Below are 15373 nucleotides of genomic sequence, written 5' to 3'. Positions count from 1 at the left end.
CTTAACGGGAAGTTTAGGTCTTGCCGGGAAATCAAACCGCCGCTCGGTGCACAGCCGGCGGCGGTCAGGAAAGTTATTGCAAAAGGGGTACTATTTGGTCTTTTTTGCCGGTTTCTTTTTGCTGGCCGCTTTGCTTTTTGGCTTCTCCTTTGCGGCGGCAGCTGGCTTGTCCGGTGGCACCAGCACGAGCTTGTAGTCACAGCCTTCCTGGGGGCATTTGCGCACGGTGCCGTCGCGCTTGGTCGTCTTGTCGACCAGCACCGGCCAGCTGCATTTGGGGCAGGGCTCGGCGACCGGCGGGTCCCAGAGCGCGTATTTGCACTTGGGGTAACGGTTGCAGGAGTAGAAGATCTTGCCGTAACGGCTCTTCTTCTCCATCAGCTCCCCTTCCTTGCATTCAGGGCAGGCGACGCCAAGGGCCTTGGGCTTGACCAGCGGCTGGATGTTCTTGCAGGCCGGATAGGCGCTGCAGGCGAGGAACTTGCCGAAGCGGCCCTCCTTGATCAGCATCGGCGCGCCGCACTTGTCGCACTTCTCTTCGGAGAGGACCGGCTCTTCCCGCTCTTCGGCAGCGAGCGGCTCGGTATGCCGGCATTCAGGGAAACCGGAGCAGGCGAGGAACTTGCCGGAACGGCCGAGTTTGACCACCAGCGGCTTGCCGCATTCGGGGCAGTCGCGGTCGGTCTTTTCGGTGGTCAGATCTTCCTTGCGCACCTCCTGCTCTTTCTGCTTGAGCAGGGCGATGAAGGGCTCCCAGAACCCCTTGAGCAGGGGGCGCCACTGTTCCTCGCCGCGGGCGATGGCATCGAGGTCCTCTTCCAGTTGGGCGGTGAAATCGTAGTCGACGTACTTGGCAAAATGGCTGGTCAGCAAATCGTTGACGACCCGGCCGATATCTTCGGGGTAGAAGGTCCGTTTCTCGAGGCGCACGTATTTGCGGGTGACCAGGGTATTCATGATCGAGGCGTAGGTCGAGGGACGGCCGATCCCGTACTCCTCCAGGGTCTTGACCAGGCTCGCCTCGGTAAACCGTGGCGGCGGCTGGGTGAAGTGCTGCTCGGGGTTCAGTTCGCGGCAGGCGAGCTCCTCCCCGACGGTGAGCAGCGGCAGGGTGCCTTCCTGCTCTTCGACGGCATCATCGGTCCCCTCGATGTAAAGCTTCATGAAGCCGGGGAAGCGCACCACCTGGCCAGTGGCGCGGAAGGTGTAGCGGTCGCCGGCAGCAAGGTCGACGCTGGAGGCGTCGAGGATCGCCGCTGCCATCTGCGAGGCGACGGTGCGCATCCAGATCAGCTTGTAGAGGCGATACTGGTCGGAGGAGAGGAACGGCTTGACCTGGTCCGGGGTGTTGGCGATGGTCGTTGGCCGGATCGCCTCATGGGCCTCCTGGGCATTCTTCGCCTTGCTCTTGTAAACCCGCGGTTTGGCCAGCGCGTAGTCCTTGCCGTAGACCGCGGTGATGACCTGGCGGGCCTCGTCGGTGGCGTCCGTCGACAGGGTCACCGAGTCGGTTCGCATGTAGGTGATCAGGCCGACGGAGCCCTGGCCGATGTCGATCCCCTCGTAGAGTTTCTGCGCCGTGCTCATGGTCTTGCGGGCCGAGAAGCCGAGCTTGCGGCTCGCCTCCTGCTGCAGGGTGCTGGTGGTGAAGGGGGGCGCGGGGTTGCGCTTCTTTTCGCTGCGGTTGACGCTGGCAACCTGGAACGGCTGCCCGGCGAGGGCACTGACCAGTGCGTCGGCCTGGGCCTGGTTGGCGATAGCAAACTTGTCGAGTTTCTTGCCGTCGATGGCAAAGAGCCGCGCCTTGAAGAGGGTGGCGGCCTGATTGGCGAGCAGGGCGTCGAGGGTCCAGAATTCCTCGGTGACGAAGGCTTCAATCTCTTTTTCCCGGTCGCAGATCAGACGCAGCGCCACCGACTGGACGCGGCCGGCCGAGAGACCGTAGCGGATCTTCTTCCAGAGGAAGGGGGAGAGGTTGAAGCCGACCAGATAATCGAGAATCGAACGGGCCTGCTGGGCGTCGACCAGGTCGCGGGCGATCTGTCCCGGCGCCGCCATCGCCGCCTGAATCGCCTTGGCGGTAATCTCGTGGAAGGTGACCCGGCGTACCCTGGGCTTGGCGCCCTTCTCATCGATCCCCAGCGCCTGCAGCAGGTGCCAGGCGATCGCTTCTCCCTCGCGGTCGGGGTCGGTGGCGAGGATCAGCTCGTCAGCCCCCTGGAGTTCCTTGCGCAGCAGCGCGATCTGCTTGCTGCTCTCGGGCAGGATCTGGTAGTTCGGTTCGAAGCCGTTGGCGATGTCGACCATCCCCTGTTTGCTCGGCAACGCCCGGACGTGGCCGTAGGAGGCGAGCACCTTGAACCCCTTGCCGAGAAACTTTTCTATGGTCTTGGCCTTGGCCGGTGATTCGACGATGACCAGTGATTTTGCCATGAAACTCCCCAGGTTATCCAAAAAAGGTGAAAGGCGTATCTGCGATACGCCCTGCCGTGTACAGAAACCAAAAAGGCTGCAGGGTCCCCTGCAGCCTGCGTCTCAGTGGTAAAGCCGAACCCAGTCGTCGTCCAGGAAGCAGTCCACTTCCCGGCGCCATTCCTCGTGGTTGCGGGAGAAGAGGGTCAGGGCGGCGATCGCCTTCATCTCCTTGAGGGAGACCGGGTCATCCGCCACCTGCATGGCGCGGTCGATGATCTCTTCCTGGGCTTCGTCGTCGAGAATGCCGAGGGTGCGCAGGCGGATCAGCAAACCGCGGGCATCGGCGGTAATGTCCCGCTTTTCCTCGGCGGTAAAGATTCGCTGGCTGCGTACTTCGGTCAGCTCCCTGGTCTTGCCGGGCGCAGCGGAGCCGACATTCTGCATCCAGCTGAATGCCGCATCGATTTCATCGGCGTCGAAGCCAACCGCGAGCAATTCCTCGACGATATCGTTTTCGGTAACCGTGTCGCGCTCCCCCAGAACGTACTGGGTGATGATGCTGACAATGGCTAGAACCCGTTCGCGCAAATTCTCTCCTCTTCTCCGCAAGAGGGTGGAGATCACCCCCGGCGATGGCGGATATAACGCATGCCCGGGAGTTGTTCCACACAGCCCTGCAGTTCTAGGTCCAGTAAAATAGTGGAAACCTCCATGGGTGTCAAGCCACTTCTCCCGGTCAGATCGTCGATGTGCAGCGGCTCTCTGGAGAGTTCCTGAAACAGTTGCCGGGCCCGGGGCTCAAGGGTGCTGCATGGATCGTCCGCCGCTGACACCTGGTGACTCCGGTCGGGGGCGAGGATGTCGAGAATGTCGCCAGCTTCGGTAACCAGGTGGGCCCCCTCCTTGAGGAGCTGGTTGACCCCGCCGCTGGTGGCGCTGTGAACCGGGCCCGGTACGGCGAAGACTTCGCGCCCCTGTTCCAGGGCAAAGTCGACGGTGATCAGCGAGCCGCTGCCGGCGGCCGCCTCGACCACCAGCACGCCCCGGCAGAGGCCGCTGATGATGCGATTGCGCCCCGGGAAGTGTCCCGGCAGCGGCGGAGTCCCCGGCGGATATTCGGAGAGGAGCGCACCTCTTTCGAGGATTCCTTCGACAAGGGCTTCATTCTCGGGCGGATAGACCAGGTCGATACCGCAGCCGAGGACGCCGACGGTCCGCCCCCCTGCGGCGAGGGCGGCGCGGTGCGCGGCAGTGTCGATGCCGCGGGCAAGACCGCTGACGATCACCAGACCCTCGCCAGCCAGGGGGCGGCAGATTTCTCCGGTGAGTTGCCGACCGGCGGAGCTGGCGCGGCGGGCGCCAACCACGGCGACCTGGATCGCTTCATGCGTCGGCAGGGTGCCACGCAGGTAGAGCAGGGCAGGGGGGTCGTGGATCTGGCGCAACAGCGCTGGATAGGCGGGGTCCCAGAGGGAGACGATCCTTGCGCCGCACCCTTCGAGGGCAGCGACCGCCTGCTGCAGGACCGGATCGCTCGCGGATGGAATCTGCTGGGCGACCGCAGCACGGATACCGGCCCGCTCCTGCCAGGCCTCGGGGGCGGCGGCGAGCGCCGCCGCTGGTGAGCCGAAGCTTGCCATCAGGCGAATCAGGCCGCGGCGGCCAAGTCCCGGGGTCAGGTGCAGGCGGAGCCAGTGCCGGGTGCTGTCGGTCATATCCCCCTCCCAGAGAATGACGGACAAGGAAAAAGGATCCTGATTAGGTCCAATTCTCAGCTCGGCGAAGCCAGGCCTCGGGCCGCTTGCCGATTGAGACACAGGCGAACAGCAGTCTTGGCAGCATGCTGCGCAGATCGAACCGCCGGTTGAACCGGTACTGAAACTCGGCCAGATAGCGATGCGCATATTTGTCGAAGTCAAACGCATGATACGTTCCGGCCATGGCCGTCTTAAGATTGCCCAGGATGGTGTTGATCCAGTGGAAGCAGCCCATGTCGGTACTTCTGCGTTGATCACCAACCACCTCTCGCTGATGGTAGCACCCAGTCTTGGTGACGGCGCGGAAGCAATTCAGGCCATCAGAAACGACCAGCGCCGTCGGTGCCAAGTGATTCTTGGCCCATTGATCAACGTCATGGCTGCTGAAGGTCGTCACCCGGCTAAAAACAGCTCGCAGCGGATGGCCCTCGTGACTGGTCTCCACTGCCGCAATGAAGGGAACTTTGTTCTCCGAACCGCGACCAACCTTACCGCCGGAGCGTTCCCCGCCCAAGTAGGCGTCGTCGATCTCGACCCGCTGGGCCAGAACCGTTGTCTCTTCGCGCTCGAACATCGCCTGCATGAGCTTGTGCTTGAGCCGCCAAGCCGCTTTGTAGCTCAAACCCAGCATTCGTCTCAACTCCAGCATCGACAGGCCGGACTTGCCTTGTGTCATGAAGTAGAGGGCCAGAAACCACTGGGTCAGCGGCAGATTGCTCCCATGGAAAATCGTTCCGGAGATCAGCGAGATCTGTTTGCGGCAGCGACAGCACTGGAAGATGTTCGACCGTCCTCGCCGAAACTGGACCGCGCGGCTTGCACCGCATGCTGGACAGACAAATCCTTGGGGCCAGCGCGAGTGCTCAAGGATCGCCTCGCATTGGGCCTCCGTACCATAGTCTTTGAGAAAATCAGCCAAGCTCAGCCCCGGTTGGAACTGGATACGATTGATGGCCATGGATGCTAACCTCCTTGTTATTCATGAGTTCCATGGCCAAACTCTATGCTCCCTGTGCGACAGAATGTGTCATAGCTGAGAATCAGACCTAATCAGGAAAAGGATTGAAAGATTCAATCCTTTTTCCTGCTGTCAGGTTTTCACCAACGAATCGTTCAGGGGACCATGGTCGTGACCCGGTCGCCACGGAAGATCGGTGCCGCTACCTTGACGACCAGGGCGGTGGCGGTTTTCGCCTCGGTGTTGAGGACCACCGCGTTGCCGAGCAGGATCTCCGGTGCGACGAAGTCCTTCTTTTTCAGGGTCAGCGCGCTCGCTTCGCGGGGCCGGGAGATATAGACCACGTTGCCGGTCTCCAGGCCGTCGGCACTGCCGATGTTGAGATAGACCACATCGTAAAGACCGAGGGTGATCTGGTTGCCGCCGGCCGCTACCACGTAGCCGCTCAGCTGGCGGTCGGTCTGCTTGAGGACGATTTCGCGGGGTGGTTCGTGGTACGGGCGCAAGCGCGCCCCGCGCTGGATCTCCCGCTGGGCCGTGGTGACCACCCCGGTTGCAACCGAGCCGGAGGTGTCTTCAATCCGCACGACACCCAGGTTGACCACCCGGAAGCCGACCGCCTCTCCGGTGACCGGGTGGGTGACTTCTTTGCCCGGCAGGAAGAGGTCGAAAAGCATCCCGGGTTCGGTGGCTGCCAGGTCGCGCATGTCGAGGAAGACCGTATCCCCACGGGTGATCATCAGGCGGTTGTCGATGGTGTCAACCAGAGTGCCGACCCCCTGCAGCTGGTCGGGGGAGATAAAACCGATATTCCCACCCAGCGCCTTGATTCTGGTCTCTTCCGGGCTCACTACGGCCGTCTCCACCGGGGCGCTGGCTGGTATGCCGGCGGTTTCAGCCGTCGCCGGTGCCGCGACAGCTTCCGGCTGACGGGCTTCGGGCGGCGCCGGGACAATTTCGATCCGGCCGTCGTAGATCGCCAGTTTCTGCCCGGGATAGATGAAGTGCGGATTGGGCAGCTCGGGGTTGTTGGCCCACAAGTTCGGCCAATAGTAGGGGTCCTTGAGGAAGCGCTCGGAAATCCCCCACAGGGTGTCCCCCTTCTTGATGGTGTAGATGACCGGTTCCTCCCTGGCAAAGGCCGACCAGGGGAGCAGGAGGAGCAAACAGGCTATCAGGAGTGTGCGTTTGAGCGTCATTAAAGCCCCCTAGTGAAAGATCAATCGAAGATCCGCGGGTCCCTGCAACCTTCGCTCAGGGTGTCGAAAGTGATTTTCGGGCGGCGTTGCTGTTGGGGAAGCGCGAGCGCAGCAGTCGGCCGGTGGCGGCGGCCTGTTCCGTTTGGCCGAGCTGGCGTTGGGTCTCTGCCAGTTTAAGCAGCGCGTCGGGCGCCTTGGCGTTCTGCGGGTAACGCTCGGCGGTCAGTTCAAAGGCCCTGGCGGCCGCCTCGTAATTCTTTTGCGCAAGCTGGCATTCGGCCAGCCAGTACTGGGCGTTGCCTGCATAATCGCTGGCGGCGTAGGTGTCGAGAAATTGGGTGAAGCCGTTGGCCGCCTGCTGATAACGACCACCGGCATAGTCGGCGAAGGCCTGCAGGTAAAGATCGGTGGCCGCTGGCTGCTGGCGGGAAACGGGGGCCGGGGAGGTCGGCGGCGTCTGCCCCGGGAGGGGCTCGGTTGCGGTCGTAGTGCGAGCTGGCTTTTCTGCGGCGAGGTTGCGCCGAATCTCTTCGAGAATCTGCTGCTGATCGATCAACCGTGCTTCGAGCAGCATCAGGTTGTCCTGGGCGTGTTGCAAGCGCTGATCGACGTCGGCCACCGCCTGCTCCAGGCGTAGCACCCGTTCCGGCTCGATCCCGGACCCTTGCGGGGCAACCGCCGGCGCACAGGCAACGACGCCGCAGAGTGCGATCAGGGCAAGGCATAAATGGCGAAGGCGGACCCGCATTTGAACGTCCTTCCGGGGAGGTGAGCTTGACGCAAAATTTTCTAAAAATTATAGACTTTTTCACCGCTTGTCAAGCGCAATGGCACCCGTGCGGCACGTCCGGCGCCGAACCCTGACCAGGATCCAATGGACCTCTTCCGGATCACTCTGCAAAGAATCTGCCAGTCGGTAGGAAGTGCTTTGTGCTATTCTGCGGACAATTATCCTAGACGGAGAGACTGAACTGAATGGCGAAGGTTGAACTGCTGGCCCCGGCCGGTGATCTCGAGAAATTGCAGGCCGCCCTCGATTACGGCGCCGATGCCGTCTACGCCGGCGGGGAGCGTTTCGGCCTGCGGGCCCAGGCGGGGAATTTTACTCTCGACGCCCTGGCCCGCGGGCGTGAACTTTGTGCGCGCCGGGGGCGACGGCTCTACCTGACCCTCAACGCCGAATTGCGCCCCGGTGAGGAGGCTGACCTGGCGGCCTATCTTGAGGCGCTGCGTCCCCTCGATCTCGACGCCTATATCATATCCGATCCCGGGGTGCTGGCCCTGGCCCGGCGCTGTGACCCCCGGCGCCCCCTGCACCTGTCGACCCAGGCCAGTACCACCAATGCCGGTGCCCTGGCCTTCTGGCGCCAGGCCGGGGTCGGGCGGGTCAATCTGGCCCGGGAACTCTCCCTGTCGGAAATCCGGGCACTGGCCATGGCCGCCACCGGGGTCGAACTGGAGGTCTTTGTCCACGGCGCCATGTGTGTCGCCTGGTCGGGGCGCTGCCTGCTCAGCGCCGCCCTCACCGGGCGCAGCGCCAACCAGGGGGCCTGCGCCCAGCCCTGTCGCTGGCGCTATGCCCTGGTGGAAGAGACCCGGCCGGGGGAGTATTTCCCCATCGAGGAGGATGGCCGTGGCAGCTACCTCTTCAACAGCCGGGACCTCTGTCTGCTCGAAGATCTGCCGGCCCTGCTCGGCGCCGGGGTCAGCAGCCTGAAGATCGAAGGGCGCATGAAGAGTGTCTACTATGTCGCCGCGGTGACCCGGGTCTACCGGGCCGCCATCGACAGCTGGCTGAACAACCCCGACAGCTGGCGCTGCGACCCGCGCTGGCTTGAAGAGCTCGACAAGGTGAGCCACCGTCCCTACGACCGCGGGTTTCTCGCCGGCCATCGCACGGCCCTGGTCCATCCGGGGGACTCCCGCTACCGGCGCAGCTGGGATTTTGTCGGCGTGGTGCTCGCTGCCGCCGGCGGTGTCGGTGAAGTCGCGGTGCGTAACCGGTTTTTTCCCGGGGAGAGCCTGGAGCTGATCGGACCGCAGATGCGGCAAGCGGAGCTGGTGGTCGGCACGCTGCATGATGCCGCTGGCCTGCCGTTGACGGTGGCCCAGCCCAACGCCCGGGTCCGCATGCCGCTCCCCGGTGCCCGGCCCGGGGACCTGCTGCGCCGGGAAAAGCGGGAGCATGACTGATTGGAGATGGTGGTGCGACGGGGTCAGCCCACCTGCCAGCAACGGCGGCTGAGTAGATCGCAGCAGGTCAACTGCCTGCCATAGACCGCGCCGGTGTCGAGGCCGATGCGTCGTGCGGCGAGGAGCGGCCGTGGCTGCGGGGTGTGGCCGAAGACGATGGTCTGCCCCCAGTCGTAATCCGAGTCGAGAAATTCAGCGCGAATCCAGAGCAGGTCCTCCTCGCGCTGGTCCTCAGGCGCCACCCCGGGACGGAGGCCGGCATGCACGAAAAGGAACTCGCCGCAGCGGTAGCTGGTGGGCAACTGGCGCAGAAATGCCTGGTGGCTGGCTGGAATTTCATTTCGCGTAGCGGCTCCGTAGCTGTCCAGGGTCTGTTGTCCGCCGTTGGCCAGGAAGATCCAGGAAGCGCGGCCGTCGATGAAATCGAGGAACATCTGTTCATGGTTGCCGCGCAGGAAGATGGTCTGCGGCCAGCGCTCTACCAATACCAGCAGGGTGTCGATGACGCCACGGCTGTCGGGGCCGCGATCGACATAGTCGCCGAGGAAAACCAGGCGATCATCAGCGCCCGGGCCGACCTCGCGCAGCAGTTGCGCCAGCAGCTCATGGCAGCCATGAATATCGCCGACCGCCAGCAGGCGCCGGGCAGGGAGGCCGGCCAACGCGTTATCCGGTTGCTTGTTCATGTCTTTGCCTCGTCTTCACGTCTCCATTATATCTAACCGCCATAAAACGGAAAAATGGTTGCGCCACTGGGAAAATCGGCGTATTTTTGTCCGACTTGCACCCCTGTTTGCTGGTTTCAGGGTGGTCTCTTGTTCCCGGATAATCCCTCCAGGCCCCTCTCGTCCGGTCACCGGCAGCGCCGGTGACCTTTTTGCCCAGAGGTGGTCAGAAGTCACGAAGGTCATGAAAAAAATTTCTTTCGTCATCCCGGTCTTCAATGAAGAGGAGAACCTGCAGCGCCTTTTCAGCGAAATTTCCGCAGTAGCGACCCGCCTTGGCTATCCCTACCAGATCCTCTTTGTCGATGACTGCAGCACCGACCGCAGCCTGGCGGTCATCAAGGAGCTGGCGGCGCAATCGCCAACCGTCGCCTATGTTGCCTTTGCCCGCAATGCCGGGCAGTCGGCAGCGCTCTATGCCGGCTTTCAGCATGCCGACGGCGATGTCGTCATCACCATGGATGCCGATCTGCAGAACGACCCCGCCGATATCCCGGAGATGCTCAAGCACTATGGCGACTTCGAGATGATCAATGGCTGGCGCTTCAACCGCCAGGATAACCTCGGCAAGAAGATCAGCAGCCGCATCGGCAATTTCGTGCGCAACCAGCTGACCTGGGAATCGATCCATGACACCGGCTGTTCCCTCAAGGTGATGAACGCGGCGATGCTCAAACGCATCAAGATGTACAAGGGGCTGCACCGCTTTCTGCCGACCCTGATGCGCAACGAGGGGGCACGGGTGATCGAAGTCAAGGTCAATCACCGGCCCCGGTTGCACGGGATTTCCAAGTACACCAACCTGCGGCGTGGCGTCGAGGGGCTCTACGATGTCATCACCGTGCGCTGGATGATCAAGCGGCAACTGAAAATCGAGATCGGGGAAAAGCATGGCTAAAACGGAGATCGCCATCCTGGTGCTCGGCTTTGCCGGCCAGAGCCTTTTTTTCATGCGCTTTTTCGTGCAGTGGCTCTATTCGGAGAAGCATCGCCGCAGCATGATCCCCACTGCCTTCTGGTACTTCAGTATTGGCGGCAGCTCCCTGCTCCTTATCTACGCCATCATCCGCAAGGACATCGTCTTTATCGTCGGCCAGGCGACCGGCTTTTTCATCTACACCCGCAATATCTACCTGATTGCCCGGGAAAAACGGGAGCGGGAAGCCGAGAATGGTTGAATCCCGGGCACCGGCCAGCCCGCGACTCTGGCTGTGGCTGGCCGGCTATTTTCTCATTCTGCTGATTCCGACCGGGCTTCTGCCGCTGATGGAGTCGACGGAGGGGCGTTACGGCGAAATTGCCTGGGAGATGGTGGCCAGCGGCAACTACCTGGAGCCGTTCTTCAACGGCATCAAGCATTTTCACAAGCCCCCCCTGACCTACTGGGCGATCGCCGCCGGCTACAAACTCTTCGGCATCAACGATTTCGGCGCCCGTTTTTTCGGCGTAGTCGCGGCCTGCCTGGCGGTTGCCTACCTCTACCGGCTCGCCCTGGTGCTGCTCGGTGACTATCGCCAGGCCCGCGACGCCGCCCTGATCTTTGCCACCTCCCTCCTCTTTCTGGGAGTGGCGCGCATTGTCGCCACCGATATCTACCTGACCTGCTTCACGGTCATGGCCCAGTATTACCTCTTGCGCCGCATCGCCGGTCCGGCGCGGCGCAGCGATGCCCCCCTTTATGGCCTCGCCCTGGGGCTGGGGTTCCTCGCCAAGGGGCCGCTCATCTTCCTCTTCACCCTGCTGCCGTTTCTGCTCGCCAAGCTCCTTGATGCCGGCCATCGCCGCCTCTTCAGCTGGCGGGAGACCGCCCTCGCGGTGGCGACCTTTGCCCTGGTGGCGCTCCCCTGGTACATCGCGGTGATGATCGAGAACCCCGGCCTGCTCTACTACTTCCTCAAGGTCCAGACCGTCGACCGCGTCGCCAGCAACCGGTTCCGCCGCTACGAGCCGCCCTGGTATTTCTTCTATGTCTTCGCCGGGACCTTTCTCCCCTACATCTTCTTTTTTCTCAAGGGGGCGGTGCGCCTGCGCAAGTTCGACCGCTCCCGGCAGGTTCTCTTTCTCTACGTGCTGGTCCCCTTTCTGATCTTCACTCTGGCGCAGAGCAAGCAGCCGACCTACATCCTCCCCTTTTATGGCATGGCGGCGATTCTCGCTGCCGGAGCCCTTGCCCGCCTGGCGATGCCACGGCTGCGCCTGCTGGCGGTGCTGGTGCTGCTGGTGGCGGCGATTGCCCCGGCGGTGGCCGGTTTTGTCTACCCGCCGGCCCGACCGCTGCGCTCGGTTTTGCTGCTGGCAACCATTCCGGCGCTCTGGCTCTGGTGGCAGGCGTTGCGGGACCACCGCGGTGAACTGTTGATCCCGCGCTGTGCCGCTCTGCTGCTGCTGGTGACGACGGTGGCCTACGGGGTCGCCGCGGTGGCCGCTCCGCAGATGCGCGGCTACGAACAGATGGCCCAGGCGCTCAACCGCCTCGACCCCGGGCGCAAGCTCGACGTCCTGGTCTACAGGGGATTTCTCCCCTCCCTCTCCCTCTATCGCCGTCACCTGACCGCCTCCGCCTACGGCATGGAGCGCGAGGTGCAGTTCCAGGAAAACCAGGATTATCGGAACTGGTACCTGCCTACCGCTGCCGACCTCCAGCGCTACCTCGGCGACCGGAAAGAACTCTTCGTGGTGATGAACGCCGAGGCGAAGCCCTCCTTTGAAACGGAGAGCGGCTATCGCTGTGCCCCGGTCTATGAGCAGCGCAAGCATAACGCTTACCGTTGCCGGGTCGCGGCCGATGCCGCCAACCCCGGACAGGAATGAGGTCGTCGTGGCCAGGGTTACGCGCGTCAAGCTGATCGCCAACCCGGTGGCCGGCCGCCAGGCCCGGCAGCGGATTCAGCATGCAGTTGAATGGCTTCGCGCCGCCGGGGTGGAGGTCGATCTGACCCTCACCGGGGCGCGGGGCGATGCCCGCCGGGCCGCGGCCGAAGCCCGCACCCGGGGCCATGATCGGGTCATTGCGGCCGGCGGTGACGGTACCCTCAACGAAGTCGTCAATGGCCTGGTTCCCAGCGCCATCCCGCTCGCCTTTCTCCCCCTTGGAACGACCAACGTCTTTGCCCTCGAAGCCGGCATCCCCTTTGACCTGGAAGCGGCCTGCCGCATTGCCCTCGAAGGCCCGGCGGTCCCGGTCAACCTCGGGGTCGCCAACGACACCCGCTTTCTGCTCATGGCGAGCGCCGGCCTCGATGCCGAGGCGGTCTGCCAGGTGAGCCCGGGCTTGAAGCGCGCTCTGGGCAAGGGCGCCTACCTCGCCAGCGCGCTGCGCGCTCTATTCCAGGCGCCGCCCCAGCCCTTCACGGCGCGGACCGCCGCCGGGGAGGATATCCCCTGTTACGGGGCGATCATCAGTAACGGCAGGCTTTACGGCGGACGTTTCGTCATCGCGCCAGGGGCGTCCCTGACGACGGCGAGCTTCGAAGTCTGCCTGCTGCTCAAGCCGGGGCGCCGCGCCCTGCTCGGTGCGGCGCTCGCCCTTGCCGCCGGCCGCACCCTCTCCCCGGCCGCGGCCCGCCGGCTGCAGACACCGAACCTGCAACTGCTCGGCGCGGGGGTGGCGGTACAGATCGATGGCGATTTCTTCGGCCGCTTGCCGGTAACCCTGCGGATTGCCAGCGACGAGCTCTGCCTGGTGATGCCTGGCAAGGGGAGTGAAGGATGAAGCGGCGGCCGGTCTTCAACGGCAGGATCGTCGCGCTGGCGCTGGAGGAGCACCTGCTCCCCGATGGGCGGAGGGCCGATTTCGAAATCGTTCGTCACCCCGGAGGGGCGGCGGTGCTCCCCTTACTGGAGGACGGGCAGGTCCTGCTGCTGCGGCAGTTCAGGCCCGCTGCCGGGGGGAACGTGATCGAGATCCCCGCCGGACGCCTCGAGCCGGGAGAAACTCCGGAAGCCTGTGCCCGGCGCGAGCTGGCCGAGGAGGCCGGCTATGTTGCCGGCCGCCTCGATCTTCTCGGCACCACCCTGAGCTCGGTCGGGTTCTGCGACGAGCGCATCGACCTCTTTCTCGCCCGTGATTTGCAACCGGTGGCCGCAGCGCCCGAAGCGGACGAATTTATCGAACCGTTTCTGCTCTCCCTCGACGCGGCCCTTGCCGCGATCGCGGCGGGGGCGATCGTGGATGCCAAGACCCAGCTGGCGCTGCTCCTCTGCAGCCGCCTGCCTGCTGCCGGAGTAGACTGATGCCTTTTCCCGACCGCTACCCCTCCCCCCAGCATCTCCCCTTCAACCAGACCGCATTGGCGGCAGAATTCAAGCTCGAATCGCCCGACCGGGATCCGGGCGGCGCCGGGGTCTGGGTCCTGCTGCGCAGTGGCGAACTGCTGGTCACCGATACTCCCGCGGCGACCCTTCCCGAGGGGATGCTGCCGGCCGGGGATGAAGGGGCGGCCATCTATTTGGGGCGCTACCTCGGGCGTCCCTGCCGGGCCCTGAAGCTGCCGGCGGAGAGCGCCCTGCCGGCCGGGCTGCGCAGTGAAAACCTCCTCGCTACCGAACCGGGCCTCTCCCTGGCGCTGCTGTCGCTGGCCGGCACCGCCGGCGCGATCCTGCACTGGCTCGGCAACAGTCGCCACTGTTCCCGCTGCGGGGGGGCGACGGTGCCGATGCCGGGCGAGTGGGGGCGCACCTGCAGCTCCTGTGGCTATGGCCATTTTCCGCATATTCATCCCTGCGTCATTGTGCTGGTGCGGCGCGGCCGGGAACTGCTGCTGACTCGCAAGGCGGGCTGGCCCGCCGGGCGTTACAGCCTGGTGGCGGGATTTCTCGATTTCGGCGAATGCCTGGAAGAGGCGGTGGCACGCGAGGTGCTGGAAGAGACCGGAGTGACGGTCAGCAACGTCCGCTATGTCGGCAGCCAGAGCTGGCCCTTTCCCAGCCAGCTGATGGCCGGTTTCGTCGCTGACTACGTTGCCGGTGAGGTGGTGGTTGAAACTACCGAACTGGAGGATGCGCGCTGGTTTTCCATCGACGCCCTGCCGCTGCTGCCGCCGAAGCGGAGCATTGCCCGCTACCTCCTCGACCACTTCGGCAACGAGGCTTCTCCCGGAAGATAGCTTGCCGAGGGGCAGGCCCCGGGCAAAAAAAATCCCCGGGTGGGGATTCCCGGGGTTCGCAACGAATCTCCTGCTTGGTACAGCCGACTCTGGAGGAGGTTTTAATGGCTGAAACAGAGACTGCGCGATAAAAATTCTTGATCGCGACGCCCGCTGTTAGCGGGCGTTGTCGGTGCCGGGGCTGGGGGGAGCATTCGCCGTGGTCGACCGCCGCCAGGGTTTGCGCCGGGGGGGCGGACAATTTTCAGTTCCCCTAAAAAACTTTAGCCAAAATAACGACTCAGGCGACAGTCGTCAAGGGAAAAGAGAGCTATGACAGTTTGCTTCCAGCAACGGCAATTCCGCCTTCCCCGCCAGGAGATCGGCTATCTGCGCTTTCTCGTCGAGGGGTACGACGGCCTCCTCTTTTTGCGGACCCTGGACGGGCACTCCGGACTGGTGGAGATGGCCTGGCCGGTGGAGCGGACGGCCGAGGCGCTGCCGCTGCTGGCAGCCCTGGCCCGGGAAACCGGCCTGCATGAGGCCGGTGACGAAGGGCCGGAAGCCTGATTCACGCTGTCGTCACTTCGAAGTCGGGCGGGTCGAAGATGGTGCGCTTTACCGTGCACTGGTCGGTCGCCCGGATGATGGCCGCGCGGTACTTGTCGGGGAAACCCTCCGGCAGCTCGATGACGATCTGCACCCGGGCCAGGCGATGCTGTTCCGGATCCCGTTCGCTCGTCAGGGTCAGGCGCAGCCCGGCAGTCGGAAGGTCGCGCTGCTGGCAGAAACGAAGGGCGAAGTAGCCGGCGCAATTGCCGAGGGAGATCAGGAAGAGGTCGAAGGGGGATGGCGCCGAGTTTTTACCGCCGGCTGCCTCGGGCTGGTCGCAGCGGACGGTGAACCCCTTGTAGCGGGCTTCGACGGCAAGGCCGCCGGGGAAAGTAATCTCCATGGTTTATTCCTCCGTAAGGGGGTGAAGTGTGCAGAGTATAGATCAAAAGGGCGCCTGATGCAGCGGATCTGGCGGCAGGGGAGAGGC

The 15373-nt window shown here is 63.8% G+C and carries 16 protein-coding genes; 8 read left to right on the top strand and 8 right to left on the bottom strand.

Annotated features, from left to right (window positions below):
• Positions 1-90 precede the first annotated feature (90 nt).
• The 6 genes from topA to ybgF form a co-directional block, all read right to left on the bottom strand.
• Positions 91-2433 (bottom strand): type I DNA topoisomerase, encoded by a 2343-nt coding sequence (gene topA / locus ACYQ8E_RS09770; RefSeq protein WP_082820394.1) that lies wholly within the window; start codon positions 2431-2433, stop codon positions 91-93.
• Between the two features lie 102 nt (positions 2434-2535).
• Positions 2536-3003 (bottom strand): DUF494 family protein, encoded by a 468-nt coding sequence (locus ACYQ8E_RS09765; protein WP_066728693.1) that lies wholly within the window; start codon positions 3001-3003, stop codon positions 2536-2538.
• A gap of 32 nt (positions 3004-3035) precedes the next feature.
• On the bottom strand, positions 3036-4130 hold the full coding sequence (dprA, locus tag ACYQ8E_RS09760) for a DNA-processing protein DprA (protein ID WP_082820497.1): 1095 nt from the start codon (positions 4128-4130) through the stop codon (positions 3036-3038).
• Between the two features lie 43 nt (positions 4131-4173).
• Positions 4174-5130 carry an IS1595 family transposase gene (locus ACYQ8E_RS09755; protein WP_066723977.1) on the bottom strand — a complete coding sequence of 319 codons (957 nt, stop codon included), beginning with the start codon at positions 5128-5130 and terminating at the stop codon, positions 4174-4176.
• Between the two features lie 155 nt (positions 5131-5285).
• Positions 5286-6329 carry a LysM peptidoglycan-binding domain-containing protein gene (locus ACYQ8E_RS09750; protein ID WP_066728691.1) on the bottom strand — a complete coding sequence of 348 codons (1044 nt, stop codon included), beginning with the start codon at positions 6327-6329 and terminating at the stop codon, positions 5286-5288.
• A gap of 55 nt (positions 6330-6384) precedes the next feature.
• Entirely contained in the window at positions 6385-7077 is a 693-nt protein-coding gene (gene ybgF, locus ACYQ8E_RS09745) for a tol-pal system protein YbgF (RefSeq protein WP_066728690.1), read from the bottom strand.
• 227 nt (positions 7078-7304) lie between these two features.
• Here ybgF and ACYQ8E_RS09740 point away from each other — a divergent pair, with 227 nt between their 5' ends.
• Positions 7305-8522, top strand: a complete 1218-nt coding sequence (locus ACYQ8E_RS09740) for a peptidase U32 family protein (RefSeq protein ID WP_066728688.1) — start codon at positions 7305-7307, stop codon at positions 8520-8522.
• Between the two features lie 23 nt (positions 8523-8545).
• On the opposite strand, the gene ACYQ8E_RS09735 is transcribed toward ACYQ8E_RS09740, so the two are convergent.
• Entirely contained in the window at positions 8546-9208 is a 663-nt protein-coding gene (locus ACYQ8E_RS09735) for a metallophosphoesterase family protein (RefSeq protein WP_066728686.1), read from the bottom strand.
• Between the two features lie 223 nt (positions 9209-9431).
• Between ACYQ8E_RS09735 and ACYQ8E_RS09730 the strand changes: the two genes are divergently transcribed.
• From ACYQ8E_RS09730 to ACYQ8E_RS09700, 7 genes are all read left to right on the top strand, one after another.
• Positions 9432-10145 carry a glycosyltransferase family 2 protein gene (locus tag ACYQ8E_RS09730; RefSeq protein WP_066728685.1) on the top strand — a complete coding sequence of 238 codons (714 nt, stop codon included), beginning with the start codon at positions 9432-9434 and terminating at the stop codon, positions 10143-10145.
• A complete protein-coding gene (locus ACYQ8E_RS09725; RefSeq protein WP_066728683.1) occupies positions 10138-10425 on the top strand; it encodes a lipid-A-disaccharide synthase N-terminal domain-containing protein in 288 nt (95 codons plus the stop codon). Before ACYQ8E_RS09730 ends, ACYQ8E_RS09725 begins: the two co-directional genes overlap by 8 nt.
• On the top strand, positions 10418-12058 hold the full coding sequence (locus tag ACYQ8E_RS09720) for an ArnT family glycosyltransferase (protein ID WP_459860824.1): 1641 nt from the start codon (positions 10418-10420) through the stop codon (positions 12056-12058). The genes ACYQ8E_RS09725 and ACYQ8E_RS09720 overlap by 8 nt, the downstream gene beginning before the upstream one ends.
• Positions 12059-12065: 7 nt before the next feature.
• A complete protein-coding gene (locus tag ACYQ8E_RS09715) occupies positions 12066-12959 on the top strand; it encodes a diacylglycerol/lipid kinase family protein (RefSeq protein WP_459860822.1) in 894 nt (297 codons plus the stop codon).
• Positions 12956-13480, top strand: a complete 525-nt coding sequence (locus tag ACYQ8E_RS09710) for an NUDIX hydrolase (RefSeq protein WP_066728679.1) — start codon at positions 12956-12958, stop codon at positions 13478-13480. The genes ACYQ8E_RS09715 and ACYQ8E_RS09710 overlap by 4 nt, the downstream gene beginning before the upstream one ends.
• Positions 13480-14352, top strand: coding sequence for an NAD(+) diphosphatase (nudC, locus tag ACYQ8E_RS09705; protein ID WP_459860820.1), 873 nt, complete (start codon positions 13480-13482; stop codon positions 14350-14352). Before ACYQ8E_RS09710 ends, nudC begins: the two co-directional genes overlap by 1 nt.
• A 312-nt stretch (positions 14353-14664) precedes the next feature.
• Complete coding sequence (locus tag ACYQ8E_RS09700; protein WP_066728677.1) at positions 14665-14901, top strand: DUF4911 domain-containing protein; 237 nt, start codon at positions 14665-14667, stop codon at positions 14899-14901.
• Between the two features lies 1 nt (position 14902).
• Here the strand turns inward: ACYQ8E_RS09700 and ACYQ8E_RS09695 are convergent, their stop codons facing one another.
• Positions 14903-15286 carry an OsmC family protein gene (locus tag ACYQ8E_RS09695; protein WP_066728676.1) on the bottom strand — a complete coding sequence of 128 codons (384 nt, stop codon included), beginning with the start codon at positions 15284-15286 and terminating at the stop codon, positions 14903-14905.
• Between the last annotated feature and the right edge of the window lie 87 nt (positions 15287-15373).

The sequence above is a fragment of the Desulfuromonas carbonis genome, assembly GCF_054658035.1.
This window is presented reverse-complemented; position numbering and strand designations above follow the sequence as displayed.

Coding starts and splice junctions, on each gene's coding strand:
- ybgF (WP_066728690.1), bottom strand. CDS start 7,077: ATGCGGGTCCGCCTTCGCCATTTATGCCTTGCCCTGATCGCACTCTGC.
- dprA (WP_082820497.1), bottom strand. CDS start 4,130: ATGACCGACAGCACCCGGCACTGGCTCCGCCTGCACCTGACCCCGGGA.
- topA (WP_082820394.1), bottom strand. CDS start 2,433: ATGGCAAAATCACTGGTCATCGTCGAATCACCGGCCAAGGCCAAGACC.
- ACYQ8E_RS09725 (WP_066728683.1), top strand. CDS start 10,138: ATGGCTAAAACGGAGATCGCCATCCTGGTGCTCGGCTTTGCCGGCCAG.
- ACYQ8E_RS09695 (WP_066728676.1), bottom strand. CDS start 15,286: ATGGAGATTACTTTCCCCGGCGGCCTTGCCGTCGAAGCCCGCTACAAG.
- ACYQ8E_RS09710 (WP_066728679.1), top strand. CDS start 12,956: ATGAAGCGGCGGCCGGTCTTCAACGGCAGGATCGTCGCGCTGGCGCTG.
- ACYQ8E_RS09730 (WP_066728685.1), top strand. CDS start 9,432: ATGAAAAAAATTTCTTTCGTCATCCCGGTCTTCAATGAAGAGGAGAAC.
- ACYQ8E_RS09720 (WP_459860824.1), top strand. CDS start 10,418: ATGGTTGAATCCCGGGCACCGGCCAGCCCGCGACTCTGGCTGTGGCTG.
- ACYQ8E_RS09700 (WP_066728677.1), top strand. CDS start 14,665: ATGACAGTTTGCTTCCAGCAACGGCAATTCCGCCTTCCCCGCCAGGAG.
- ACYQ8E_RS09740 (WP_066728688.1), top strand. CDS start 7,305: ATGGCGAAGGTTGAACTGCTGGCCCCGGCCGGTGATCTCGAGAAATTG.
- ACYQ8E_RS09735 (WP_066728686.1), bottom strand. CDS start 9,208: ATGAACAAGCAACCGGATAACGCGTTGGCCGGCCTCCCTGCCCGGCGC.
- ACYQ8E_RS09750 (WP_066728691.1), bottom strand. CDS start 6,329: ATGACGCTCAAACGCACACTCCTGATAGCCTGTTTGCTCCTCCTGCTC.
- ACYQ8E_RS09755 (WP_066723977.1), bottom strand. CDS start 5,130: ATGGCCATCAATCGTATCCAGTTCCAACCGGGGCTGAGCTTGGCTGAT.
- nudC (WP_459860820.1), top strand. CDS start 13,480: ATGCCTTTTCCCGACCGCTACCCCTCCCCCCAGCATCTCCCCTTCAAC.